At 71.5% G+C, this 23,725-nt stretch carries 23 protein-coding genes; 17 read left to right on the top strand and 6 right to left on the bottom strand.

Translation table 11 applies throughout. The annotated features are described in order from the left end of the window. Positions 1-46 precede the first annotated feature (46 nt). The 4 genes from fdxA to KSO98_RS08205 all read left to right on the top strand — a co-directional run bounded on the left by fdxA (position 47) and on the right by KSO98_RS08205 (position 3,600). Entirely contained in the window at positions 47-379 is a 333-nt protein-coding gene (gene fdxA, locus KSO98_RS08220) for a ferredoxin (RefSeq protein ID WP_225284715.1), read from the top strand. A gap of 2 nt (positions 380-381) precedes the next feature. Then, positions 382-1,512: a succinyldiaminopimelate transaminase gene (gene dapC, locus KSO98_RS08215; protein ID WP_225284713.1), complete on the top strand. Its 1,131-nt coding sequence runs from the start codon at positions 382-384 to the stop codon at positions 1,510-1,512. Positions 1,513-1,676: 164 nt separating this feature from the next. Continuing rightward, positions 1,677-2,144: a hypothetical protein gene (locus tag KSO98_RS08210; RefSeq protein ID WP_225284711.1), complete on the top strand. Its 468-nt coding sequence runs from the start codon at positions 1,677-1,679 to the stop codon at positions 2,142-2,144. Beyond that, positions 2,137-3,600, top strand: coding sequence for a hypothetical protein (locus KSO98_RS08205; RefSeq protein ID WP_225284709.1), 1,464 nt, complete (start codon positions 2,137-2,139; stop codon positions 3,598-3,600). The genes KSO98_RS08210 and KSO98_RS08205 overlap by 8 nt, the downstream gene beginning before the upstream one ends. A 12-nt stretch (positions 3,601-3,612) precedes the next feature. Here the strand turns inward: KSO98_RS08205 and KSO98_RS08200 are convergent, their stop codons facing one another. Continuing rightward, entirely contained in the window at positions 3,613-4,434 is an 822-nt protein-coding gene (locus KSO98_RS08200) for a hypothetical protein (protein WP_225284707.1), read from the bottom strand. 31 nt (positions 4,435-4,465) lie between these two features. Then, positions 4,466-5,395 carry a 2,3,4,5-tetrahydropyridine-2,6-dicarboxylate N-succinyltransferase gene (gene dapD, locus KSO98_RS08195; protein ID WP_225284705.1) on the bottom strand — a complete coding sequence of 310 codons (930 nt, stop codon included), beginning with the start codon at positions 5,393-5,395 and terminating at the stop codon, positions 4,466-4,468. Positions 5,396-5,540: 145 nt separating this feature from the next. Between dapD and KSO98_RS08190 the strand changes: the two genes are divergently transcribed. Further along, positions 5,541-9,491 (top strand): acyltransferase family protein, encoded by a 3,951-nt coding sequence (locus KSO98_RS08190; protein ID WP_225284703.1) that lies wholly within the window; start codon positions 5,541-5,543, stop codon positions 9,489-9,491. A 3-nt stretch (positions 9,492-9,494) separates the two neighbouring features. On the opposite strand, the gene KSO98_RS08185 is transcribed toward KSO98_RS08190, so the two are convergent. Together KSO98_RS08185 and KSO98_RS08180 are read right to left on the bottom strand one after the other, a co-directional pair. Continuing rightward, on the bottom strand, positions 9,495-10,013 hold the full coding sequence (locus KSO98_RS08185) for a DinB family protein (RefSeq protein WP_225284700.1): 519 nt from the start codon (positions 10,011-10,013) through the stop codon (positions 9,495-9,497). Further along, complete coding sequence (locus KSO98_RS08180) at positions 10,010-10,507, bottom strand: DinB family protein (protein WP_225284699.1); 498 nt, start codon at positions 10,505-10,507, stop codon at positions 10,010-10,012. The genes KSO98_RS08185 and KSO98_RS08180 overlap by 4 nt, the downstream gene beginning before the upstream one ends. Positions 10,508-10,768: 261 nt before the next feature. Between KSO98_RS08180 and ileS the strand changes: the two genes are divergently transcribed. From ileS to KSO98_RS08140, 8 genes are all read left to right on the top strand, one after another. Beyond that, positions 10,769-14,038 carry an isoleucine--tRNA ligase gene (ileS, locus tag KSO98_RS08175; RefSeq protein ID WP_225284697.1) on the top strand — a complete coding sequence of 1,090 codons (3,270 nt, stop codon included), beginning with the start codon at positions 10,769-10,771 and terminating at the stop codon, positions 14,036-14,038. Positions 14,039-14,043: 5 nt separating this feature from the next. After that, positions 14,044-15,120 carry a succinyl-diaminopimelate desuccinylase gene (gene dapE / locus KSO98_RS08170; protein WP_225284695.1) on the top strand — a complete coding sequence of 359 codons (1,077 nt, stop codon included), beginning with the start codon at positions 14,044-14,046 and terminating at the stop codon, positions 15,118-15,120. Then, the gene (locus tag KSO98_RS08165) at positions 15,117-15,845 is read left to right on the top strand and encodes an LOG family protein (RefSeq protein WP_225284687.1); all 729 of its coding nucleotides are present in this window, start codon (positions 15,117-15,119) and stop codon (positions 15,843-15,845) included. Before dapE ends, KSO98_RS08165 begins: the two co-directional genes overlap by 4 nt. Further along, positions 15,842-16,243 (top strand): DivIVA domain-containing protein, encoded by a 402-nt coding sequence (locus KSO98_RS08160; RefSeq protein ID WP_225284686.1) that lies wholly within the window; start codon positions 15,842-15,844, stop codon positions 16,241-16,243. Before KSO98_RS08165 ends, KSO98_RS08160 begins: the two co-directional genes overlap by 4 nt. Then, positions 16,243-16,659 carry an SHOCT domain-containing protein gene (locus KSO98_RS08155; protein ID WP_225284683.1) on the top strand — a complete coding sequence of 139 codons (417 nt, stop codon included), beginning with the start codon at positions 16,243-16,245 and terminating at the stop codon, positions 16,657-16,659. Before KSO98_RS08160 ends, KSO98_RS08155 begins: the two co-directional genes overlap by 1 nt. A 4-nt stretch (positions 16,660-16,663) precedes the next feature. Beyond that, positions 16,664-17,413, top strand: a complete 750-nt coding sequence (locus tag KSO98_RS08150) for a DUF2817 domain-containing protein (RefSeq protein ID WP_225284682.1) — start codon at positions 16,664-16,666, stop codon at positions 17,411-17,413. A gap of 85 nt (positions 17,414-17,498) precedes the next feature. Continuing rightward, positions 17,499-17,666 carry a DUF3117 domain-containing protein gene (locus tag KSO98_RS08145; protein ID WP_225284681.1) on the top strand — a complete coding sequence of 56 codons (168 nt, stop codon included), beginning with the start codon at positions 17,499-17,501 and terminating at the stop codon, positions 17,664-17,666. A gap of 2 nt (positions 17,667-17,668) precedes the next feature. After that, positions 17,669-19,222 carry a leucyl aminopeptidase family protein gene (locus KSO98_RS08140; RefSeq protein WP_225284679.1) on the top strand — a complete coding sequence of 518 codons (1,554 nt, stop codon included), beginning with the start codon at positions 17,669-17,671 and terminating at the stop codon, positions 19,220-19,222. Positions 19,223-19,379: 157 nt separating this feature from the next. On the opposite strand, the gene KSO98_RS08135 is transcribed toward KSO98_RS08140, so the two are convergent. Next, the gene (locus tag KSO98_RS08135) at positions 19,380-20,039 is read right to left on the bottom strand and encodes an O-methyltransferase (RefSeq protein ID WP_225284677.1); all 660 of its coding nucleotides are present in this window, start codon (positions 20,037-20,039) and stop codon (positions 19,380-19,382) included. Positions 20,040-20,169: 130 nt separating this feature from the next. Here KSO98_RS08135 and sigE point away from each other — a divergent pair, with 130 nt between their 5' ends. Next, positions 20,170-20,751: an RNA polymerase sigma factor SigE gene (gene sigE / locus KSO98_RS08130; protein WP_225285309.1), complete on the top strand. Its 582-nt coding sequence runs from the start codon at positions 20,170-20,172 to the stop codon at positions 20,749-20,751. Beyond that, positions 20,748-21,227, top strand: a complete 480-nt coding sequence (locus KSO98_RS08125; protein ID WP_225284675.1) for an anti-sigma factor — start codon at positions 20,748-20,750, stop codon at positions 21,225-21,227. The genes sigE and KSO98_RS08125 overlap by 4 nt, the downstream gene beginning before the upstream one ends. 70 nt (positions 21,228-21,297) lie before the next feature. Here KSO98_RS08125 and KSO98_RS08120 read toward each other — a convergent pair whose 3' ends face one another. After that, positions 21,298-21,531, bottom strand: coding sequence for a helix-turn-helix domain-containing protein (locus KSO98_RS08120; RefSeq protein ID WP_225284672.1), 234 nt, complete (start codon positions 21,529-21,531; stop codon positions 21,298-21,300). 124 nt (positions 21,532-21,655) lie between these two features. Here KSO98_RS08120 and KSO98_RS08115 point away from each other — a divergent pair, with 124 nt between their 5' ends. Further along, complete coding sequence (locus tag KSO98_RS08115) at positions 21,656-22,405, top strand: hypothetical protein (RefSeq protein ID WP_225284669.1); 750 nt, start codon at positions 21,656-21,658, stop codon at positions 22,403-22,405. A 3-nt stretch (positions 22,406-22,408) separates the two neighbouring features. After that, positions 22,409-23,674 (top strand): CpaE/TadZ family protein, encoded by a 1,266-nt coding sequence (locus tag KSO98_RS08110; protein WP_225284668.1) that lies wholly within the window; start codon positions 22,409-22,411, stop codon positions 23,672-23,674. Positions 23,675-23,725 lie beyond the last annotated feature (51 nt).

The following is a 23,725-nucleotide window of genomic DNA, read 5'->3' as shown; positions in this document are numbered from 1 at the left end:
CTAGGCTGTCCATGTCCGAGATCGAAGCTCCCGTAGGAGGACCAGGATGACCTACGTCATCGCCCAGCCCTGTGTTGACGTCAAGGACCGGGCCTGCGTCGACGAGTGCCCCGTCGACTGCATCTACGAGGGCAAGCGCATGCTCTACATCCACCCCGACGAGTGCGTCGACTGCGGTGCGTGCGAGCCGGTCTGCCCCGTCGAGGCCATCTTCTACGAGGACGACACCCCGGAGCAGTGGAAGGACTACTACGACGCCAACGTCAAGTTCTTCGACGACCTGGGCTCCCCGGGTGGCGCCGCGAAGATGGGCGAGATCGACAAGGACGCCGACTTCATCGCCGCCCTGCCCCCGCAGAACCAGAACCAGGACCACTGACCGTGTCGGCTGCCGGCCCGGTGTCGGGCCGGCTGCCCGACTTCCCGTGGGACAAGCTCACCTCGTACGCCGCCACCGCTCGCGCGCACGCTGACGGCATCGTCGACCTGTCCATCGGCACGCCGGTGGACCCGACGCCACAGGTCGCCATCGACGCGCTCGTGGCGGCCGCCAACTGGCCGGGCTACCCCGTGACGATCGGGCTGGAGTCCACCCGCCAGGCGATCATCGACTGGTTCGCCAGAGTCCATGGAGTCACCGGGCAAGGCAGCGGTCTGGGCCTCGACCAGGTCCTGCCGGTGATCGGCACCAAGGAGCTGATCGGCCAGCTCGCGCTGCACCTCGGTGCCGGCGAGGGCGACCTGATCGGCTACCCCGAGGCCGCCTACCCGACCTACGAGGTCGGCGCGGCCCTGGCCGGCGCCACCCCGATGGCCGCCGACTCGCTGACCGCGTTCGGACCGCGGACCCCGAAGATCCTCTGGCTCAACAGCCCGTCGAACCCGACGGGCCGGATCCTCCCGCCCGAGCACCTCAAGAAGGTCGTCGACTGGTGCCGCGAGCGCGGCGTCCTGCTCGTCTCCGACGAGTGCTACCTCGACTGCGTCTGGGAGGGCGAGGCCGTCTCGGTCCTGCACCCCACCATCTCCGGCGGCTCCACCGACGGCATCCTCGTCGTCCACTCGCTGTCCAAGCGCTCCAACCTCGCGGGCTACCGCGCCGGCTTCGTCGCCGGCGACACCGCGGTGATCAAGGAGCTGCTCGCGGTCCGCAAGAACCTCGGCCTGATCGTCCCCGGTCCCATCCAGGAGGTCATGGCGGCGGTCTACGCCGACGACGCGCACGCCGAGGAGCAGTATGCCCGCTACGCGGGTCGCCGTACGCGCCTCAAGGCCGCGCTCGAGGCGGCCGGCTTCACCGTCGACCACTCCGAGGCCGCGCTCTACCTCTGGTCGACCAGGGGAGAGGGCTGCTGGGAGACCGTGGCCTGGCTCGCCGAGCGCGGGATCCTCGCGGCACCCGGCGACTTCTACGGCCCGGCGGGCAAGCAGCACGTCCGGATCGCGATCACCGCGACCGACGAGCGCATCGACGCAGCCGTCGCACGCTTGGCGCGAGCGGGCGAGCGATAGAGCGGGAGGGACGGGCTCCGGCGCCGGCCATGAGCGCGGTAGCCAGGCGCGAGACGCCCTGCCCCTGACGCGGTTCAGGTTTCGCCCACCTCCGCGGGGCTAGCCTCGATGGCGTGCAGTCGGGGCGCGGGGATCGGGAGCGGCGGTGGCGATGGTCGCCCCTCGTGGGCGCCGTCGTGCTCGCCGCGCTGCTGATCAGCCCCCATGTGGGCCGGGCCATGCCGAGCGGGAACTACCGGCCGATCCTGCCCACCGACGCGATCGTGGGCGCCTGCTTCCCGCTGCCGGAGGGCCTCACCCTCGACTTCCCCTACCAGGTCCGCAGCGACGGCGACGTCGGCCGGGGCGCCGCGCGCCACCGCCGCCTGGTCGTGCAGTACGACGAGATCGACGCCGCCACCGCCCGCCAGCGCATCAGCGCGGCCCTGGCCCGCGCCGGACTCTCCCCGGACGCGGCGACCGTCACCGCCTATCCCCGGATCCCGTCCGACTCCCTGGTCCGCGGCGAGCTCGTGCTGCGCCTGCCCGTCGCGCACCGGCAGCGTGCGGCCGAGCTGCGCGGCGACTGCCTCGACCCCTTCAGCACGAAGCGCTTCCCGCGCTCCTGGCCCCCCTCGAACATCTATGCATGAGCGCCGCGCCACCCTCGCCGGCCGGCTCGCGCAGGAGGTCACTCCGCGCCGGCTGGACCTCGTCCTCGTGGTCGCTCTCGGCCTCGGCGCCCTCCTCCAGGTCGTCCTCTTCCATCAGGTGTCCCGTGCACGCCTCTCGGGGGACGAGGTCGCCTACATCGACGGCGGCAAGGCGCTCTCCAACCTGCTGCGCGACCTCGCCGGACTCCACCAGCCCGACACCGCCGAGCTGCAGCGCGACGTCGTCGGCAACGGCTGGTTCATGCCTGGCATGTCGCTCCTGCTCGCCCCGCTCTACCTGCTCGTGCCCGACGCGGGGCTCGCGGGCGTGAGGGGCTGGCTCGGCGCCCTCACCCTGCTCGTCCTGGTCGCCACCGTCTGGGACGTACGCCGCCAGCTGGGCCGCCCCTGGGCGCTCGGACTGGCTGTGGTCCCGGGCCTGGTGCCGATGTGGCGGCTCTTCGGCTTCACCGCCTACGGTGACCTCCTCGCCGGGCTGGTCGCCACCCTGCTGATCGCCCGCGTCGCGGCGGTCCTGCACCGCGCGAGCGCGCGTACGCCCCCGACCCTGCGCGAGGGCGTCGTGATCGGGCTGCTCGCCATCGCGACCGTCTACCTGCGCTCCTCCTCGACCGTCCTGGTCCTCGGCGTCGGCCTCTCCGGGCTGTTCGCGGTGCGCTGGTGCGGGCGGCGCGCGGTCGTCCCGCTGCTGGTCTCGGGGGCGGTCTTCCTGGGTCTCCTCGCCCCGTGGTCGATCGCGGCGTCGGCGACCTTCCACGCCCGTGTCCTGACCACCACCTCCGTCCCGATGGCGATGGCGAACACGTTCGGCGACCGTGACGTGGTCTGCTACGGCCCCTGCGACCCCGGGTCGACGATCTGGTTCTCCCCGGTGCGCTATGCGCGCGAGGTGGCGCGCGCCACCGGGGTGAGCGAGGTCCGGGTGCTGACCCAGATGTCCGCGTACGCCCGCCAGGACGTCACCGCGCGCTCCTACGCCCGCGACGTGATCTTCGACTGGCACCGCTACCGCGACGACCCGTCCGGCTTCCTCTACCGGCTCCACCCGCCGGGGCAGCCCGGCGCGGAGTGGATCCGCACCTGGACCAACCGGGCCCTGGGGGACCTGGTGTGGCTCGCCGCCACCGGCCTGCTCGTCGTCACCCGCCGATCGCGCCGCCTCCAGGTCGTCAGCGTGCTGGTGAAGGTCGGCCTGCTCGGTCTGCTGGTGCAGCCGTTCGTCCACATGGCAGGCACCCGCTACTGGACGACCGCCGCGCCTCTCGCCGCCCTGTCGGCGGTGCTGGCGATCACGGTCGTCGGCGGCTGGCTGGTCGATCGGGTACGCAGGGGCCCGCGGACGTTCGCACCGCGCTCGCACCTGCTGGTCCTCGCGCAGGCCGTGCCGGCTGCCGTCGCGGTCGCCGCCGTGGTGGCGGTGCAGGTCCTCGCGTGAGGTCGAGGTCGCTCAGGCGAGGGTGATGGTGACCGGGCCGTGGGCGGGCCCGGCCTGCTTCCACGCGTCGGAGTCTCCGGTCGACCACGTCCGCCCGCCGTACGACACCTTCCGCACGCCGAGGCGTTGGGCCTCGGCGACCACGTAGTGCGCGACCGCCCAGCCGGTGGTCTTCGAGGAGACGCCGATCGTGACGGACGTGCCGCGTACGACGGGCTGCCCGGCGAGGGCGCCGAAGAGGCCGCTCACCTCCTTGCTCAGGGCCGCCGGGTGGCCGGTGCCGGCCTCCGGGGCGTTGAAGCGGCAGGAGAAGGCGTGCGGCGAGTAGCCGGTGAGCGCCGAGGCGAGGGCGCGGGCGTCCGGCTCGTGCTTGGCGTAGGCGCTCGGGTACGCCGATCGCTGCACCTGCTGGGCGGCGTCGGTGATCTCGAGGGTGTCGAAGTGGGGGATCTTGACCAGGGCGTCGTAGAACGCGTTCGCGGCGTGCACCGGGTCGAGCACCTGCGCGCGGGTGCCCCAGCCCTGGCTCGGGCGCTGCTGGAAGAGGCCCAGCGAGTCCCGGTCGCCGCCCTCGAGGTTGTAGAGCTTCGACTCCTGCATCGCCGTCGCCAGCGCGATGGTCACCGCTCGGGCGGGCAGCCCGCGACGGACCGCGATCGCGCTGATCAGGGCGGCGTTCTCGGCCTGCTCCGCGTTGAGGGTCGCCTCGTGACCGCCGACCGTGGCGGTGCAGTCCTCGGCCCGGGGGAGCAGCCGGTGGAGCCTGCTGGTGATCTCCCGCAGGCCGACGACAGCGCCCACGCCGAGGAGCGCGACCACCACGAGGGCGGTCACGAGCCGGCGCAACCGCCGTGCCGGGGGCGTCTTAGTTGGCGTGGAGCGCGGCATTCAGCGTGATGCCCTCGCCCTTCCAGGCCACGGCCTGGACGGCGCCCGAGATGCTGTTGCGGCGGAAGAGCACGTTGGAGGCGCCGGAGAAGTCGGCCGCCTTCTTCTGGCTGCCGTCCTCGAGCTCGACCTTGGTCCCTGCGGTGATGTAGAGGCCCGCCTCGACGACACAGTCGTCGCCGAGCGAGATGCCGATGCCGGAGTTGGCGCCGAGCAGGCAGCGCTCGCCGACCGAGATGACCTCCTTGCCGCCGCCCGACAGCGTGCCCATGATCGAGGCGCCGCCGCCGATGTCGGAGCCGTCGCCGACCACGACGCCGGCCGAGATGCGGCCCTCGACCATCGAGGTGCCGAGCGTGCCGGCGTTGAAGTTCACGAAGCCCTCGTGCATGACGGTGGTGCCGGGGGCGAGGTGCGCGCCGAGGCGGACACGGTCGGCGTCGGCGATGCGCACGCCGCTGGGCAGGACGTAGTCGACCATCCGGGGGAACTTGTCCACGCCGTAGACGCTGACGTGCCGGCCGGAGGCCTGCAGGCGGGCACGGGTCAGCTCGAAGCCCTCGACCGCGCACGGCCCGGCCGAGGTCCAGGCGACGTTGGCGAGCAGGCCGAACTGGCCGTCGAGGTTGACGCCGTGCGGCTGCACGAGGCGGTGGGAGAGCAGGTGCAGGCGCAGCCACACGTCCTGGGTGGTCTGCGGGGCCTGGTCGAGGTCGATCTCGACCAGCTCGACCACGCGCTCGACCTGGCGGACCTCGTCGGGGCCGGCGAGCTGGGCCAGCTCGATCGCCTCGGTGGCGTCGGTCGGCTTGTCGCCGAGGGCCGGGTTCGGGAACCACGCGTCCAGAACGGTCGAGTTGTCGGCGGCGTACGTCGTCAGGCCGAAGGCCCAGGCGGTCCTAGTCACGGGGCTGAAGCCTACTTGGCAGGTGTTTGGGACCGGTCCTAGGACGGTAAGTAGGCCTCGGGTCCACGCGTCCGTAGGATCTGGACGACTGGAGGAGTCTGTCATCACGACGAAGCACGAGCGGTTCGCCGCGTGGTCCGATCTCTTGAGCCCGCCGCACGCCGAGGCACGCTCCGCAGCGTGGCGCGCCCGCCTCGGCGGCCTGATCGCCATCTGCGGTCTGCTCGCCTACATCACCTGGCGAGTGACCTCCACGATCCCGCACCACGGCGCCGCGCGGGTCGTCGGCTGGCTCCTGGTGACCATCGAGGCGGTGCCGATCATCCCGCTGTGCCTGCGCACCTGGACGCTGTGGAGCCTCGACTCCACACCGCCCCCGCGCGCCGGGGCCCAGGAGGAGTTCGGGCCCGCGGTCATCTTCGTGCCGACCTACAACGAGCCGGCCTCCGTGCTCGGGCCGACGGTCGCGGCCGCCTGCCAGCTGGAGCCCGCGCACGAGACCTGGGTGCTCGACGACGGCGACCGGCCGTGGGTGCGCGAGATGTGCGCGACGTACGGTGCCCGCTACGTCCAGCGCGCCGAGCACGACCACGCCAAGGCCGGCAACATCAACCACGCCCTCGCGTTGATGACCGAGGAGGGACACGACGCGGAGTTCATCGCGATCCTCGACTGCGACCACGTGCCGCTCGAGGGCTTCCTGTCCGAGACGCTCGGCTGGTTCGACGACCCGCGGATCGCGCTGGTCCAGGCGCCCCAGGCGTACTTCAACGAGGCTGCCTTCGACAGCGACGGCTTCGCCGGCGAGCAGGGCATCTTCTTCCACGCACTGATGATCTCCAGGTCACGCGCGAAGGCGGACCCGCCGTGGTGCGGCTCGACGTCGGTCGTACGGCGCACCGCCATCGACCAGGTCGGCGGCATCGCCACCGAGACCATCACCGAGGACCTGCACACCACGCTCAAGCTGCTGCGGCTGGGCTGGCGAACGGTCTACCACCACCAGGTCCTCGCCGTCGGGCTCGCTCCCGACACCCCCGAGCAGTACCTCATCCAGCGCCGCCGCTGGGCGCTGGGTGCGATGCAGGTCGTGGTCACCGAGAAGCTCCTGCGGCCCAAGCGGTGGCTGACCCGGCGCAACCAGATGGAGTACCTCCTGGCCGCCTTCTGGTGGTTCGAGGGCGCCGTCACCGCCGGCTCCATGATCGTGCCCGCGATCGTCCTGATCAGCGGCGTGCAGCCCGTCCGCGCCGACCCGTGGCTCTATGGCGCGCTGGTCTCCGCCCAGATCCTCCTGCGGATGGTGGGCGCCAGCCGGCTCTACCGCGGCTACACCCGATGGCGGCACGCGCTCGAGCTGCGCGTCCTGCGGATCCCGATCGGACTCGAGTCCCTGTGGTGGCTCCTGACCCGGCGTCAGCTCGACTTCCAGGTCACCCCGAAGGACGCCACCGACGAGCGCCTCTTCGGCCGGGTACCCCCGGTTCTGTGGTGGCTGGCCGTCGTGGCCGGTGCGGTCCTCGCGTACGGCGCCACCAGCCTCTTCGTCGACATGCCGTGGCGGACCTCCGCGTCCGCGACGATCATCGGCACGGTCTGGCTCACGTGGGGCCTGGTCCTGCTCCTGATGGGCATCGCCCGCATCCGCGACCCCGAGTTCCGCACCACCCGGCGCGTGGCGCACCGGTTCAACGTGCCGGCCACGGTCCACGTCGACGGTGTCCCGGGGCGGCTGCGCAACGTGTCGACCACCGGCCTCGCGGTCGCCTTCGACGGTGAGGCTCCCGGCGGCGAGGTCGAGGTCAGTCTCCCGGGCAGCCCGTCCGTACGGATGCGCGCGGTGCGCACCCAGGACGGGATCGGCACCTACGACGCCGGCCCGGCCAACTTCGAGGCGATCCGGGTCCTGGCGAGCTGGATCTTCCTCACCCCGTCCGACCCCGGGCACGACATCCCGCCCGGCCTGCCCGCGGCCGCGGTCATGGGTGACTCGGTGGGCGCGCCTCCCGAGCCGCCGCATCGCAGCACCCGGCGCAACGACATCCAGGGCCTGCGCGCCCTCGCCGTCGGGCTCGTCGTCCTGGCCCACCTCGGCATCGTGCGGCTGGCCGGCGGCTTCATCGGGGTCGACGTCTTCTTCGTCATCTCCGGCTTCCTCATCACCGGCCTGATGCTGCGCGACTTCGCCCATGAGCGGCGGATCAGCCTGCGCGCCTTCTACGCCCGACGCGCCCAGCGGATCCTGCCGGCGGCCATCCTGGTCACCGCCGCGGTCCTGATCGCCACCGGCTTCACCCAGGCCTCGCTCCGGGTGATGCAGTACCGCGAGGACGCGCTGTGGTCGGCGGGCTTCCTGGAGAACCTGCACCTGATCCGGCAGGCGACCGACTACTTCGCCGACACCGCGATGTCGCCGTTCCAGCACTTCTGGTCGCTCTCGGTCGAGGAGCAGTTCTACGTCGTCTGGCCGCTGCTGCTCATCCTGCTGCTGCGCGCGTTGAGCCGCGAGGCGGTGCTGGCGGTGGTCTCGGCCGTCGTGGTGCTCTCGCTGGGCGCCTCGATCTCGCTGACCCACTCGCACCCGCAGCAGGCGTACTTCTCCACATACACGCGGGCCTTCGAGCTCGGTCTCGGCGCCATCCTGGCGATCGCCGTCCTGATCGGGATGCGGGTCTCCCCGTGGTTCGCGTGGACCGGTGGGGCCGTCGGCTCGGCGGTGATCGTCTGGGCCGGGCTCACCATGAGCGAGCGCGGCTTCCCGGGCTGGCACGCCCTGATCCCGACGGTGGCCACCGTGCTGCTCATCGCGGCAGGCACCCGCAGGCAGGTCGGCGTCAACTGGCTGCTCGGACTGGCGCCGTTGCGCTGGCTCGGCGACATCTCCTACAGCCTGTACCTGTGGCACTTCCCGGTGATCGTGCTGGGTCGCCCGCTGCTGCCCTCGGGCTGGTCGGCCTGGCAGGGCAACCTGCTGCTGGGCCTCATCTCCCTGGCCGCCGCCGACCTCACCTACCGGCTGGTCGAGCGCCCGCTCCTGCGGCGCCAGTTCTCGTCCTTCCGCGGCCTGCGACCGCTGGTCTGGTGGCCGGTTGCCGCGGGCACGGTGTTCGCGGTCGCCTTCGCCTCCAGCGCGTATGCCACCCATCGCCAGGACCAGGCGCAGGCCAATGCGGCCGGCTGGTACGAGCAGCACGCCGGTCTGTGCCCGCTGAGCCCCACCGCCCCCAGCGCCACGCCCACCCTCGCCGGCATCGGCCGCGAGCTGAGCTGCAGTCATCAGTTCGCCGGCATCGGCGCACCCATCCCGCCGGGGACCTCGCCGGCCGCGATCGCGGCGGACGGATTCAAGACCGGCACGTACTGCTGGGCCGAGCCCGACCTCGAGATCGAGGCGTGCCCCGACGCGGTCGACCGCACGCGCCCGACGATCGCCGTGCTCGGTGACTCACACCTGGGACAGTGGCTGCCCGCGCTCCAGCGGATCGCGCGGGCGCGCGGCGAGAACCTGGTCCCCTTCGTGCGGGTCGGCTGCCCCGTGTGGGACCTGCCCACCGAGGCCGGGGGCGTCGACGGATCGTCGCCGGCGTGTGCCGCGTACCGCACGCAGAGCCGCCAGGCGATCATCGACCTCCACCCGGACGTCCTGCTGGTCGCGAGCATCACCGATGTGGGCGTCGGGGACGGCGGGTCCGGTAACGCGCTGAGCTGGCGCAAGGCCATCTCGTCGGCGATGCCGGAGCTGGCGCGGCTGGCACCCAAGGTCATGCTGCTCTCGGACAACCCGCTGCGCGAGACGATGTCCGTGCCGTCGGATCCCGGCTGCCTCGGCACGCCCGGATTCGCGCTGGCGGATTGCGAGTACAGCCTCCCGGGTGCCTTCATCCGCAGTGCCGACTGGGTGCGTGACGCCGCGACGTCGGCCGGCATCGGGACCGTCGACACCGTGCCGCTGATCTGCGCGGGGCCGTTCTGCCCCGGCGTCGCGGACGGCATCGGCACCTACTCCGACGAGTCCCACGTGAGCAGGACCTGGAGCCTCCACGTCTCGACCGCCCTCGACGGGCTGCTCGACGACGCGGGCGCGTTCAGCGGCTGATCCTCACCGCCCCGTGGTCCCGTCGATCTGCTCGCGCAGCAGATCGGCGTGGCCGGCGTGCCGGGCGTACTCCTCGACCATGTGCACCAGGACGTCGCGGACGGTCGTCTCCTCGCCGTGGCGCGTACGCCGCGTGGCGCCCATCTCCTCCTCGCCCAGCGCGTCAAGGCACCGCTCGGCGTACGCGATCTGCGCGCGCCAGCGGGCGAAGGCCTCGTCGACCGACTCGGCCGTCGGTGCGATCGAGCGGAAGCCTCCGGTCGGGTCGTCGGCGTCCAGCATCGGCTCGTCGACGTGCCCGTCGATCACCATCCGGAACCAGACATGCTCCACCCGGCCCATGTGCCGCACCAGGCCCAGCAGGCTCAGCTCGCTCGGAGCGAGCGCCGTCGTGGCGAGCTGCTCGGGGGAGAGCCCCGCGCACTTCGCCTGGAGGACGCGGCGATGGCCGTCGAGGTAGAAGCGGTACGTCGCCAGCTCGCCGCGTTCGGGTGCCGGCTCGAACCTCCCGGTGATCGTCACAGCCCCGTGGTCCCGTCGATCTGCTCGCGCAGGAGGTCCGCGTGACCGGCATGGCGGGCGTACTCCTCGATGAGATGCACCAGGACCTCGCGCCGGGTGCCCGTGCGGCCATCACGGTTGGTCGCCAGCTCCATGCCCATGGTCTCGTCGCTCTGCGTCTCCAGCCAGGCGTCGGCCAGCTCGATCTGGTCGCGCCAGGCGGCGAGCGCCTCGTCCACCTCCTCCTGCGTCCCCGTGATCGCGTTGAACTCGAAGTCCGGATCGGAGGGATCGGTGAACAGGCGCGGCTCGTCTGTCAGGCCCTGCAGCGCCCGGCGGAACCAGGTCTGCTCGACGTACGCCAAGTGGCGCACGAGGCCGAGCAGGCTCAGCGTGCTGGGCGCCACGCTACGGCTCGCCAGCTGCGCGGGGGAGAGCCCGGAGCACTGGCGCTCCAGGGTGGTGCGGAAGTGGTTGAGGTAGTCGCGGTAGTTCGCCAGCTCGCCGGTCTGCATGGAGCCATGCAACCGAGTCGCGGTCACGGCGTCCACCCGGTTATCCTGGGACCACAGGCGTCTGAGCCGTCATCAGCGGTGAGCTTGGGGAAGAAAAGAGGCTGCGGACCCGTCCGCGTCTCCCACTAGAACCCCACGGGTAAGCCCGTCACAGCAGTCAACGAGTGGCACCTCCGGGTGCAACCGGGGTGGTACCGCGACAACTGAGCACATCAGCTGGCGTCCCTGGATCAGGAACCAACCCGATCCAGGAGCGCAACGATGGCCGAAGGCCGCTACCCGAAGGTCACCACCGACCCCTCCACCGCGCCCGACCAGAGGGGCGTCCCGGCCAGCCCCCGCTTCCCCGAGCTGGAGCAGCGCGTCCTGGCGTACTGGGCCGAGGACGGCACCTTCCAAGCCAGCATCGACCAGCGCGACCCCGGCGAGAACGGCAGCAACGAGTTCGTCTTCTACGACGGCCCGCCGTTCGCCAACGGCCTGCCGCACTACGGCCACCTGCTCACCGGGTACGTCAAGGACATCGTCCCGCGCTACCAGACGATGCGCGGCAAGCGCGTCGAGCGCCGCTTCGGCTGGGACACCCACGGCCTGCCGGCCGAACTCGAGGCGATGCGCCAGCTCGACATCAAGACCACCGACGAGATCCACGAGATGGGCATCGACGTCTTCAACGACGCCTGCCGCACCTCGGTGATGAAGTACGCCGACGTCTGGCAGGACTACGTCACCCGCCAGGCCCGTTGGGTCGACTTCGAGCACGACTACAAGACGCTCAACCCCGACTACATGGAGTCGGTCATCTGGGCGTTCAAGACGATGTTCGACAAGGGGCTCATCTACGAGGGCTTCCGTGTCCTGCCGTACTGCTGGAACGACGAGACCCCGCTGTCCAACCACGAGCTGCGGATGGACGACGACGTCTACAAGCCGCGCCAGGACCCGGCGGTCACCGTCGGCTACGACGTCACGTCGGCGGGGACGATCGACGGCGTCGACTTCACCGGCAAGAAGCTCCTCATCTGGACCACGACCCCCTGGACGCTGCCGTCCAACCTCGCGGTCATGGTCGGCACCGAGATCGACTACGTGTCCGTCACCGCGCCGGACGGCAACGACTACGTCCTGGCCGAGGCGCGCGTCTCGGCGTACAAGAAGGAGCTGTTCCCCGAGGCCGACGAGCCGACCGTCACGTGGCGCGGCAAGGGCGCCGACCTGCTCGGCCTGACGTACGACCCGCCGTTCACGTACTACCGCGGCCACGAGAACGCCTTCCGCGTCGTCGCGGCCGACGACGCGGTCACGACCGACTCCGGTGTCGGCCTGGTCCACACCGCCGGCGCGTTCGGTGAGGTCGACAAGGAGGTGACCGACCGCGAGGGCATCGAGCCGGTCATGCCGGTCGGCAAGGACGGCAAGTTCACCCATCCGGTCGAGGCGTACGTCGGCCTGCAGGTCTTCGACGCCAACAAGCCGATCATCCAGGACCTGAAGAACGTGTCCGGCCCGGTGACGCCCGGCACCGTCCTGCTGCGCCAGGAGTCGTACGAGCACTCGTACCCGCACTGCTGGCGCTGCCGCCAGCCCCTGATCTACAAGGGCGTCTCGTCCTGGTTCGTCGAGGTGACCGCGTTCAAGGCGCGGATGGCCGAGCTCAACCAGCAGATCCGCTGGGTGCCCGAGCACATCAAGGACGGCCAGTTCGGCAAGTGGATCGACAACGCCCGTGACTGGTCGATCACCCGCAACCGCTTCTGGGGCTCCCCGGTGCCGGTGTGGAAGTCCGACAACCCGGAGTACCCGCGGATCGACGTCTACGGATCCTTCGAGGAGATCGAGCGCGACTTCGGCACCCTGCCGCTCAACAAGGACGGCGAGAAGGACCTGCACCGCCCCTGGGTCGACAACCTCACCCGTCCCAACCCCGACGACCCGACCGGGCAGTCCACGATGCGCCGCGTCGAGGACGTCCTCGACGTGTGGTTCGACTCCGGCTCGATGTCGTTCGCGCAGAACCACGTGCCGTTCGAGCACAACGAGTGGTTCGAGCACCACTTCCCGGGGGACTTCATCGTCGAGTACATCGGCCAGACCCGCGGCTGGTTCTACACGCTGCACATCCTGGCCACCGCGCTCTTCGACAAGCCCGCCTTCTCCAGCTGCGTCAGCCACGGCATCGTCCTCGGCTCCGACGGCAACAAGATGTCGAAGTCGCTGCGCAACTACCCGGACGTCTCGGAGGTCTTCGACCGTGACGGCGCCGACGCGATGCGCTGGTTCCTGATGTCGAGCCCGATCCTGCGCGGCGGCAACCTCGTCGTCACCGAGCAGGGCATCCGCGACTCGGTCCGTCAGGTGATGATCCCGCTGTGGAACAGCTGGTACTTCTTCCAGCTCTACGCCAACGCGGCCCAGCTCGAGGCCGAGGCCTCGACCGCTTCGCGCGACCCGCTGGACCTTTACATCCTGGCCAAGCTGCGCGCGTACGTCGCGGAGATGACCGAGGCGATGGACCTCTACTACGTGGCCGACGCGTGCGAGGCGACCCAGCGGTTCCTCGACGTCCTCACCAACTGGTACATCCGCCGCAGCCGCGAGCGCTTCTGGAACGAGGAGCAGGACGCCTTCAACACGCTCTACACCGTGCTGGAGACGGTCTGCCGGGTCACCGGTCCGCTGCTGCCCCTGACCACCGAGGAGGTCTGGCGTGGCCTGACCGGCGGTCGCTCGGTGCACCTCGCCGACTGGCCGTCCGTCGACGACCTGCCGGCCGACGACGACCTGGTCGCGCGCATGGACGCCGTCCGGGACGTCTGCTCGGCCACCTCGGCGCTGCGCAAGGCCCGCAAGCTGCGCAACCGCCTGCCGCTGGCCGGTCTCACCGTCGTCGGCGCCGACGTCACCGGCTTCGAGGAGATCATCGGCGACGAGGTCAACGTCAAGGGCGTGCGTCTGCTCGACGCCGAGGCCGACGAGGCGAAGTCGTACGGCGTGGAGCAGCGGCTCACCGTCAACGCGCGTGCCGCCGGTCCCCGCCTGGGCAAGAACGTCCAGCAGGCGATCAAGGGCTCCAAGTCCGGAGACTGGACCGCCGTCGTCGCCCCTGATGGCACGGTCGCCGTCACGGCCGGTGGACTGGCGCTGGAGGAGGGGGAGTACACCCTCGAGACCGTCGCCGGTGCTGCTGACGACGCCAGTGCGGTCGGCATGCTGCCCAGCGGCGCCTTCGTCGTCCTCGACACCGTCGTCACGCCCGAGCTCGCCGCCGAGGGCCTCGCCCGCGACCTGGTCCGCGCCGTCCAGCAGGCCCGCAAGGACGCCGGCTTCCAGGTCGAGGACCGGATCTCGCTGACGATCGCCGGCACGCCGACGGTGCAGCAGGCCGCTCGTACGCACGAGCACCTGATCGCCCAGGAGACGCTGGCCACCTCGTACGCCGTGGTCGACGCGGTCGAGAGCGCCGGGGACGTCTCCGAGGTCTCGGTGGGCGAGGGCGACAAGGCGACCATCGCCGTCGTGTTGGCAGACTGACGGCCATGGCCCTGCCTCTCGACATCACCGGTGACGTCGTCGCTCTGACGGAAGCACTCGTGAACATCGACTCGGTCAGTCTCGGCGAGCAGGAGATCGCGGACGCGGTCGAGGCCGCGCTCGCGCCGTACGGGCACCTCACGGTGGTGCGACGGGGCAACACGATCGTGGCGCGCACCGAGCTCGGCCGCGACGAGCGGATCATCCTGGCCGGTCACCTCGACACGGTGCCCCTGAACGACAACCTGCCCTGCCGCAACGACGGCGAGTATCTGCACGGTCTCGGGACCACCGACATGAAGGGTGGCGACGCCGTCATCCTCAAGCTCGCGGCGACGCTGACGGAGCCCAACCGCGATGTCACGTACGTGCTCTACGAGGCCGAGGAGATCGCCTCGATCCACAACGGCCTGCGCAAGCTCGCGGAATCGGACGCGGCGTCCGACCGCGATCTGCTCAAGGGTGACTTCGCGATCCTGATGGAGTCGTCCTGCGCAGAGGTCGAGGCAGGGTGCCAGGGCACGCTGCGCGTCGAGATCCGTACGACGGGGGAGCGCGCGCACTCGGCGCGCGCCTGGACCGGCAGCAACGCGATCCATGCCGCCGCACCGGTCCTGGAGACGCTGCGCAACTACGTCCCGCGGCGGCCGGTGATCGACGGGCTCGAGTACCACGAGGGGCTCAACGCGGTCGGGATCTCGGGCGGGGTCGCGGGCAACGTCATCCCGGACGAGTGCGTCGTGACGGTCAACTACCGCTTCGCGCCGGACCTCTCCGAGGAGCAGGCGTTGGAGCACGTACGGCAGACCTTCCCGGGCTACGACCTCACCGTGACCGACTCCGCGCCCGGCGCGCTTCCCGGGCTCGATCTGCCTGCGGCTCGGGAGTTCGTCAAGGCGGTCGATGCAGAGGTGCGTCCGAAGTTCGGCTGGACCGACGTCGCCCGGTTCAGCGCCTTCGGCATCCCCGCGGTCAACTACGGCCCGGGCGACGCCTCGTACGCCCACAAGAAGGACGAGAAGGTCTTGATCTCGCGTATCTACCGCTGTGAGCAGGCTCTGCGTGATTGGCTTCAGGGATGAACGCCAAGCGCAGCGGGTTCAACGGCTACCGACCGGGCATCGACACCGACGGCAGCACCAGCGACCAGCGCCTGCTCGACAGCCGCGGACCCCAGGGCTGGACCCACACCGACGTCTGGCGGGTGATGAAGATCCAGGCCGAGTTCGTGGAGGCGTTCGAGGACCTCGCCGAGATCGGTCCGGCGATCAGCATCTTCGGCAGCGCCCGCACCAAGCGCGACGACCCGGTCTACGAGCTGGGTGTGAAGCTCGGCTCAGCGCTCGCGGACGCGGGGTTCGCCGTGATCACCGGCGGCGGACCCGGCGCGATGGAGGCCTCCAACAAGGGCGCCCGCGAGGCCGGCGGCACCAGCATCGGTCTCGGCATCGAGCTGCCGTGGGAGCAGCACCTCAACGAGTACGTGGACCTGGAGATCCAGTTCCGCTACTTCTTCGTCCGCAAGACCATGTTCGTGAAGTACTCCCAGGGCTACATCGTCCTGCCCGGCGGCCTGGGCACGCTCGACGAGCTCTTCGAGGCGATGACGCTCGTCCAGACCGACAAGGTGACGCGCTTCCCGATCGTGCTGATCGGCGTCGAGCACTGGTCGGGCCTGCTCGACTGGATGAAGACCCGGATGTTGGCCGAGGGACTGATCTCGCAGTCCGACCTCGACATGCTCACCCTGACCGATGACATCGACGAGGCCGTCGACCTGATGGTGAAGGCGCGTGACGCAGGATGATGTGGGTATTCGCGATCCTGATCGTGCTCGCGATGGGCTCGATCGCGGTGATCGCCGCCGGTCGCGGCACGCCGATGCAGGACGAGTACGACGACCGCCCCGATGCCTTCGTCCCCGCCGAGGACGACCTGATCGGGCCCGGCGACCTGAAGGCGGTGCGCTTCTCGCTCGCCGTCCGGGGCTACCGGATGTCCGAGGTCGACGCCCTGCTCTCCCGGCTGGCCACGCAGCTCGAGGAGAGCAACGGAGCGCCGGTGCCGTTGGCCCTGCCCGCTCCCGCGCCCGCTGCCGCCACCGACCCGGCCGCCCGGCCCGCCGACGAGCCGGCACCGCCGACCGGTGCCGCCGCGCCGGCCCGTCCCGAGGACCGTACGGACTCCCCGGAGGGCCCTGCCTGATGGCAGCGCTCGTCTACGTCTTCACGGGTCTGGCCGGCCTCATCGTGCTGCTGACCCGGCTGCGCTGGCGGCAGGAGGCCGTCGCGGGCAACGCCGCGGTCAGCGACCGCTGGGCGCTGTGGCACACCCTGTGCGGCATCGTCGCCTTCATCACCTGGACGACGTTCCTCGTCGGCTCCGAGGACTCCTGGTTCGGCGGCGCCGGGATGGGCATCATCGGGCTCGGGTTCTGGTGGCTGGTGGTGATCTTCGGGATCGTCATCCTGCTGCGCTGGCTGCCCAGCCACGGCCGACACGCCGGTTCCGGCGGGGAGGATCGGTGGTCCGGCGGTCCCGCACTCTCGGTCCTTGCCCATGGCGGCATGCTCGTCATCACTCTGGTCTTCACCTGGGCCTACCTCCTGCAGAAAGTGTGATCACGTGACCCTGCGACTCGGCGCAGCCCTCACCACCCTCACCCTCACCGCGACCCTCACGAGCGCCGCCCTCGCGTCCGCTCCGGCCCACGCGGCGACACGACCGGCGGTCATCGACCGGGTGGTGATCGGCCAGTCGGTCCAGCACCGCCCGATCGTCGCCTGGCACCTCGGCCAGCCGAAGCCGGGTCGACCGACGGTGCTGATCGTGAGCACCATGCACGGCAACGAGCGCCAGATCCGGCAGATCCCCGAGGCGCTGCGCGACGGTCACCGGATCAAGGGCGCCGACATCTGGGTGCTCCCGGTGATGAACCCCGACGGCCTGGCCCACAACACGCGGCAGAACGCCCACGGCGTCGACCTGAACCGCAACTTCCCGGCCAAGTGGGTCCACACCACCGGTCACTACGCCTCGGGCCCGCGAGCCGCCAGCGAGCCGGAGACCCGCGCGATGATGCGCTTCCTGCTCACGGTCCATCCCGACCGGATGATCAGCTTCCACCAGCCCCTCCACGGCGTGGACTACAACGACCGCCGGCCCGCGTTCTCGCGCAGCATCGCGCGGGCGCTGCGCCTTCCGGTCTCGAAGGTGCGCTGCGGCGGTGTCTGCGGCGGCACCATGACGCAGTGGTTCCAGGCCCACCTCCCGGGCTCCGCGGTCACGGTCGAGTACGGCACCGAGCCCTCCCGGGCGACCATGACGAGGCAGGCGCCGAGTGCTCTCGTACGCCTCTTCGGAGGCCATCGCTGACCAAGCGACATCCCATAGGGGATAATGGTGAAGGACACAGGGCCATAGACCGGCTCTGTTCGACTTTGATGAAGGAGTGCCACGCATGGCGGCGATGAAGCCACGGACGGGCGACGGTCCGATGGAGGTCACCAAGGAGGGGCGCGGCATCGTGATGCGCGTTCCGCTCGAGGGTGGGGGTCGTCTCGTCGTTGAGCTCAACGCCGACGAGGCCACCGCACTCCGTGAGGCGCTCCAGGGCGTCGTCGGCTGATCGTGGCCGCACCGACGCTCCCACCCCAGGTCGTCCCGCCCCGCTTCCTCCTCGCCGCCAGCGGTCCCGAGGATCTCGATGTCGAGGTCGTCGCGCTGCCGGTCGCGCTCCCGCTCGACGGGAGCACGTCGGACGATGCGGAGGTGGGCCTGGTCCTGGGGCCCGGAGCGGTGGCGCTCGACGAGCGCTACGACCTGCTCGCCCTCCTGGAGAGCGAGCGCGCGACCGGCAAGGCCGGTGAGATCGTCTCGGTCCCCGTGACCGGAGGCGGTCGGCTCAAGCGCATCCTCCTGGTGGGGGTCGGCGCGCAGCGCGGCGACGACTTCCGCCGGGCGGGCGCGGCACTGGCGCGCGCCGCCCGCGACGCGACCGCGGTGGCCACCACCATCCCGGCGCTCGCGCCGGACGAGGCGCTCGAGCCGTTCGTGGTCGGAGCGATCCTCGGCTCCTTCGACTTCACCTGGCGCTCGACGGGACCGCAGTGGCACCCGCCGGCCGCGATCATGCTCGCGGACCTCTCCGAGGAGACGTACGCCGGCGTCGTGGCCCGCGCCGAGGCGATCGGGCGCGCGAGCTGGCGCGCCCGCTTCCTGGCGACGGTGCCGTCCAATCTCAAGAACCCCGCCTGGCTGGCCGAGCAGGCCCTCGAGGTCGCTTCGGCCGCCGGGCTCAAGGCGCAGGTGTGGGACGAGCAGCAGCTCGCCGCCGAGGGCTTCGGCGGCATCCTGGCCGTCGGGCGCGCCTCGGCGACCCCGCCACGGCTGATCCGGCTCGACTACACGCCCGCGAAGGCAGGCCGGAAGACGCCCACGCTGGTCCTGGTCGGCAAGGGCATCACGTTCGACTCAGGCGGTCTGTCGATCAAGACCGCCGACGGCATGGCCACCATGAAGCGTGACATGACCGGCGGCGCGGTGGTGCTGTCCACGATGGCGGCGCTCGCCGAGGTCGGTTGCCCGGTCCGCGTCATCGGCCTCATCGCCGCGGCTGAGAACGTCATCTCCGGCGACGCGCTGCGTCCCGGGGACGTCATCCGGCACTACCCGGGCGAGAAGGGTGGCCGTACGACCGAGGTCACCAACACCGACGCCGAGGGCCGGCTCGTGATGGCCGACGCGCTCGCGTACGCGGTCGACAGGATCAAGCCGGACGCGTTGATCGACGTCGCCACCCTCACCGGCGCGATGAAGGTCGCGCTGGGCCAGCACGTCGGCGGCTACTTCGCCACCGACGATGTCCTCGCCGCCCGCCTCGAGGAGGCCGCCACCGTCTCCGGCGAGCCGATGTGGCGGATGCCGCTGTTCGCCGCGTACGAGGAGAAGAACGCCTCGACCGTCGCGGACGCCGACAACGCCGGCGGGGGACCGGGCGCGATCACCGCCGCCCTCTTCCTCAAGCCCTTCACCGGCGGCCTGCCGTGGGCGCACCTCGACGTCGCCTCGGTCGGTGACGCCCCCGAGGAGCGGTACGAATGGACCAAGGGCCCGACCGGCTTCGGCGCGCGCCTCCTGCTGACCTGGCTCGGCCAGGAGGACCCGCTCGCCGGCATCAGCTGACCCGGCCCTCGCGCATCGCCGACTCGGCCCTCGCGCATCGCCGACTCGGCCGTCGCGCATCGTTGACTTGGCCCTCGCGCACTGCTGACGCGGTGCCGGAGGGCCGACTCGCGGGTGCCGGAGGGCCGACTCGCGGGTGTGGGAGGGCCGACTCGGCCTAGACCTCCGCGACCCACTCCTTCTTGGCGAGCAGCAGACCGTCGCCGACAGGGAGCAACAGAGGGGTGAGCTCCTCGTGCGAGGCGACCGTCTTGACCAGGTCGCGGATGGAGACGGTCTCGGGATCACGCTGGGCAGGGTCGGCGACCTTGTCGTGCCACAGCGCGTTGTCGAACGCCACCACGCCACCCGGACGCAGCAGCCGCAGCGCCTCGGTGAGGTAGGCGGCGTACTCGGTCTTGTCGCCGTCGCAGAAGACGATGTCGTAGTGGCCGTCGGTGAGGCGCGGGAGCACGTCGAGCGCGGCGCCCGAGATCGTGCGGGCACGCTGGGTCGGCACGCCGGCCTCGGTGAAGGTCTGTCGGGCCAGACGCTGGTGCTCGGTCTCGATGTCGACGGTGGTCAGCACGCCGTCGGCACGCATGCCGCGCAGCAGCCACAGCCCGGAGACACCCGTACCGGTGCCGATCTCGACGACGGCGCGCGCGTCCAGGACCGAGGCGAGGAACCGTAGGGCAGCGCCGGCGCCGGGGCTGATCGGAGAGACCCCGACCTCCTCGGCACGCGTACGGGCAGCGGCGAGGAGCTCGTCCTCAGCGACGTATCCCTCCGCGAACGTCCAGGTGGCGGCGGTGGGCGAGGGGAACTGCTTGACCATGCGCACCAACCTATCGCCACCGAGGGCCGCGCACCGGGAAGGCTGCGCTGGAACATTGGCCACCCGATCTTCGTTGGATGCATTAATGAAGTCTTCAGGGAGAGGCTCTAGCGTGGATCGCGTGAGCGAGATGAGTACGGACAGCGCCGCTGCCGGCGTTCCGACGTGGGACGAGATCGTCGAGCGGCACTCCGATCGCGTCTACCGGCTCGCGTACCGGCTGACCGGCAACCGCCCCGATGCCGAGGACCTCACCCAGGAGGTCTTCGTCCGGGTGTTCCGCTCGCTCGACAGCTACGTACCCGGCACCTTCGAGGGCTGGCTGCACCGGATCACCACCAACCTCTTCCTCGACCAGGCCCGCCGCAAGCAGCGGATCCGGTTCGACGCCCTCTCCGACGAGCGCGCCGCGCGGCTCACCAGCGCTGCTCCGACCCCCGACATAGCGTTCACCGACCAGCGTTTCGACGACGACATCGAGCGCGCGCTCGCGACCCTGCCGCCGGACTTCCGCGCCGCGGTCGTGCTGTGCGACGTCGAGGGCCTCTCGTACGAGGAGATCGCCGAGATCCTCGGCGCCAAGCTCGGCACGGTCCGCTCCCGGATCCACCGCGGCCGCGCCATGCTCCGCAACGCCCTGGCCCACCGCGCACCCCGTGCGGGCCGGCTGCGCTACTCCGGCCCCAAGGTGCTGTGGGGCGGCGCCTCGTGATCTCGCCGCTGAGCGGGTGGAGCGGCGGCATCGGGGGGCACCTCGGTGATCGCACGAGCGCACTCCTCGACGGCCAGCTCAGTGCCGAGGAGACCGAGCGCGCCTGGGCGCACGTGCACACCTGTCATGTCTGCCGTGACCGGGTCGAGCGCGAGGGCTGGCTCAAGCGCCGGCTCGCCGGCCTGACGTACGACCCCACCGCCTGTGCCGTCCCGGACGACCTCAAGGGCACCCTGCTGGGCGCACCCGGCGACGTGTTCTTCGGGTTCCCGCTCGAGGTCACGAACGACCGCACCTCGCACCGCCGCGCCATCGGCCTGGCCGCCCTCGGCGGCGGCGCGCTCGGCGCTGCGGTGATGGGCGTGCTCGCCTTCGGCGCGGCACCCGCCTCGGCTCCGACGACCCCGGCCCCGGCCGCAGTCGGCTCTGCCGTGCCGGCGCCCGTGGTCGCGATCACCCTGCGTCCGCAGCCCTGAGCCACGCGCCCGAGCGCGCTGCGCGCGTCGGCTCAGTTGCTCGCCGCCGCGGCCTGAGCTCGTCCCTCGCTCACTCCATCGCCTCGTCGGCGAACGGGTGCTCGGCCACGAACGTCTTCGTCTCCGCGTACAGGCGCTGGATGTACTCCTCGAGCGCACTCGCCTCGACGCGCCACTGACCCCGCCCGCCGATCTTGATCGCCGGCAGATCGCCGCGGCGTACGAGCGCGTAGACCTGCGCCGACGAGGTGTTGAGCGTCTCCGCCACGTCGGCAAGGGTCAGGAAGCGAGGGGTCCCCGGCATGGGGCCATGATCCCACCTGCTACCGGCCGGCACGGCTCGGGGCGCGCCGCCTGTGGACAAGGCTGCCTGTGGATAACCAAGCAGGCTGGTTTGACGAGCCCAGGTTCGGGTCATGATCCCGGACGTGGCTCGCACACTCGGCCCGTCCCTGGGCACCTCGGTGACACTGCCGGCAGGCACTGCCGGCGGCGCCGGCGCACCACCCCAAGCCGTCCGCGCGCGACGGCCCGGCTGGCGCGACCCGCGACTGTGGGTCGGCGTCGCCATCGTCGCGGCCTGCGTCGCGATCGGCGCCCGCGTGCTCGGCTCCGCCGACGAGACCGTCGGGGTCTGGGCGGTCCGGGCCGATGCCGGCACCGGCGCGATCCTGAGCCGAGACGACCTCGAGGTGCGCCGCGTGCACTTCGCCTCCGCGGGCGACCTCGACGGCTACCTCCGCGCCGATGAGGCGCTTCCGGACTCCCTGCCGCTCGCCCGGCCCGTCGGGGCCGGCGAGCTGCTGCCTCGGGCCGCGGTCGCCGCCGAGGTGGCGACCGACACCGTCCAGCTCCCGCTGCCGGTCGACCCCGCCCAGATCCCGCCCGCGGTCCGCAGCGGCTCGGTCGTCGACGTCTACGTGATCGGCACCGGCAGCGGCGCGGTGGCAGGCCCCGACGATCCGGCCGTCGACCCCACCGGGGTGACCCCGGCGACCCCAGCGCTGAGCGCGGTCACCGTGATCGCGGCCCCGGGAGTCGACGAGACCTTCGGCAGCGGTCAGACCCAGCGCCAGCTCACGCTGGCCGTCCCGGAGAAGCGCGCCCAGGCGTTCTTCGGACTGCTCGGCAGCCTCGCCGACCCCACGATCTCCGTCGTGCTGCGCCCGGCGGGCTGAGCGATGACCCCGGTCCTCATCCTCGCCGCCGGCGCCGACTGGGAGACCGCCGCGCTCGGCGTGCTCGACCGCGCACCCGGCCTGGTCGTGCTGCGCCGCTGCGTCGACGTCGACGACCTGGTCGCCGCGGCGAGTGCCGGGCAGGCCGAGGCCGCGGTCGTGGCGCTCGACGCCCCGGGACTCGACGCCCGTGCGATCGACCACCTGCACCACCACGGTGTGCGCGCGATCGGCGTCCTCCCGCTCGGAGCGGCCCACGAGCCGGCCCGCAGCGCCGCCAGCCGTGCCGGCATCGGCCGGGTGGTGAGCGAGGACGACCTGGCGGCGCTGCCCGGCGCGATCACGGCTCCGGAGGTCACCGGCCCGCCGCGCGTCGGAGGCGCTACGCCCACCAACGCTCGTGCTGACCAGCCCACCGTGACCGGCCGGATGGTCGCGGTGTGGGGCCCGGCCGGAGCACCGGGGCGCAGCACGGTGGCGGCTGCGGTCGCCGCCGAGATCGCCCGGCGGCAGCGACCGGTGCTGTTGGTCGACGCCGACCCGTACGGCGGATCGATCGCGCAGCAGCTCGGCGTGCTCGACGAGGTCTCCGGGCTGCTCGCGGCCTCCCGCGGCGGCCTGGGCCCGGCGACGCGCCTGCTCGGCACCCACCTCGCGCTCCTCACCGGGCTTCCGCGACCCGAGCGCTGGTCCGAGATCCGGCCCGGCGTCCTCGCCGACCTCGCGGATCAGGGCCGGCAGGTGGGAGAGGTGATCGTGGACACCGGCTTCAGCCTCGAGGAGCCGGCCGATCCGAGCGCCCGCAGCAGTCGCAATCAGCTGACCCTGGAGGCGATCGACGCCGCCGACGAGGTGCTGGTCGTGGGCTCCGCCGACCCGGTGGGCCTCAGTCGGCTGGCGCGCGGTCTGGTCGAGCTGGGTGACCTGGCGCCCGCGGTGCCCGTACGGGTGGTGGTGAACCGGATGCGGCCCAGCCTCGGCTGGACCGAGCAGGAGGTCGCCGGCATGGTGGCCGGGCTGGTCCGGCCGATCGGGCTGCACTTCCTGCCCGAGGACCGCGCAGCCGTCGACCGCGCCCTGGTCGCCGGGCGCGCCCTGGCCGAGGAGGCCCCTGACTCGCCGCTCGGGCGTGCCATCGCCGGGCTCGTCGCGGACCTGGTGCCCGGGCTCGCAGCGCCCCCTGTCGGACGTCGCCGGATCCCCGGCGCGGCTAGGTGTTATGCCCAGGCACGTTGTGCGATCGGGTACGGCAAGCCTGTAGATAGGTGAAGGCCTCCCGGTGTGGAGTGGAGCTGTCTAGGACTTCACCCACCAGGGAGG

This window comes from Nocardioides nematodiphilus (genome assembly GCF_020216525.1).
In the GTDB taxonomy this organism is placed as follows: Bacteria; Actinomycetota; Actinomycetes; order Propionibacteriales; family Nocardioidaceae; genus Nocardioides; species Nocardioides nematodiphilus.
Note: the sequence above shows the minus strand (reverse complement) of the source record. Positions and strands in the feature narration are given on the sequence as shown.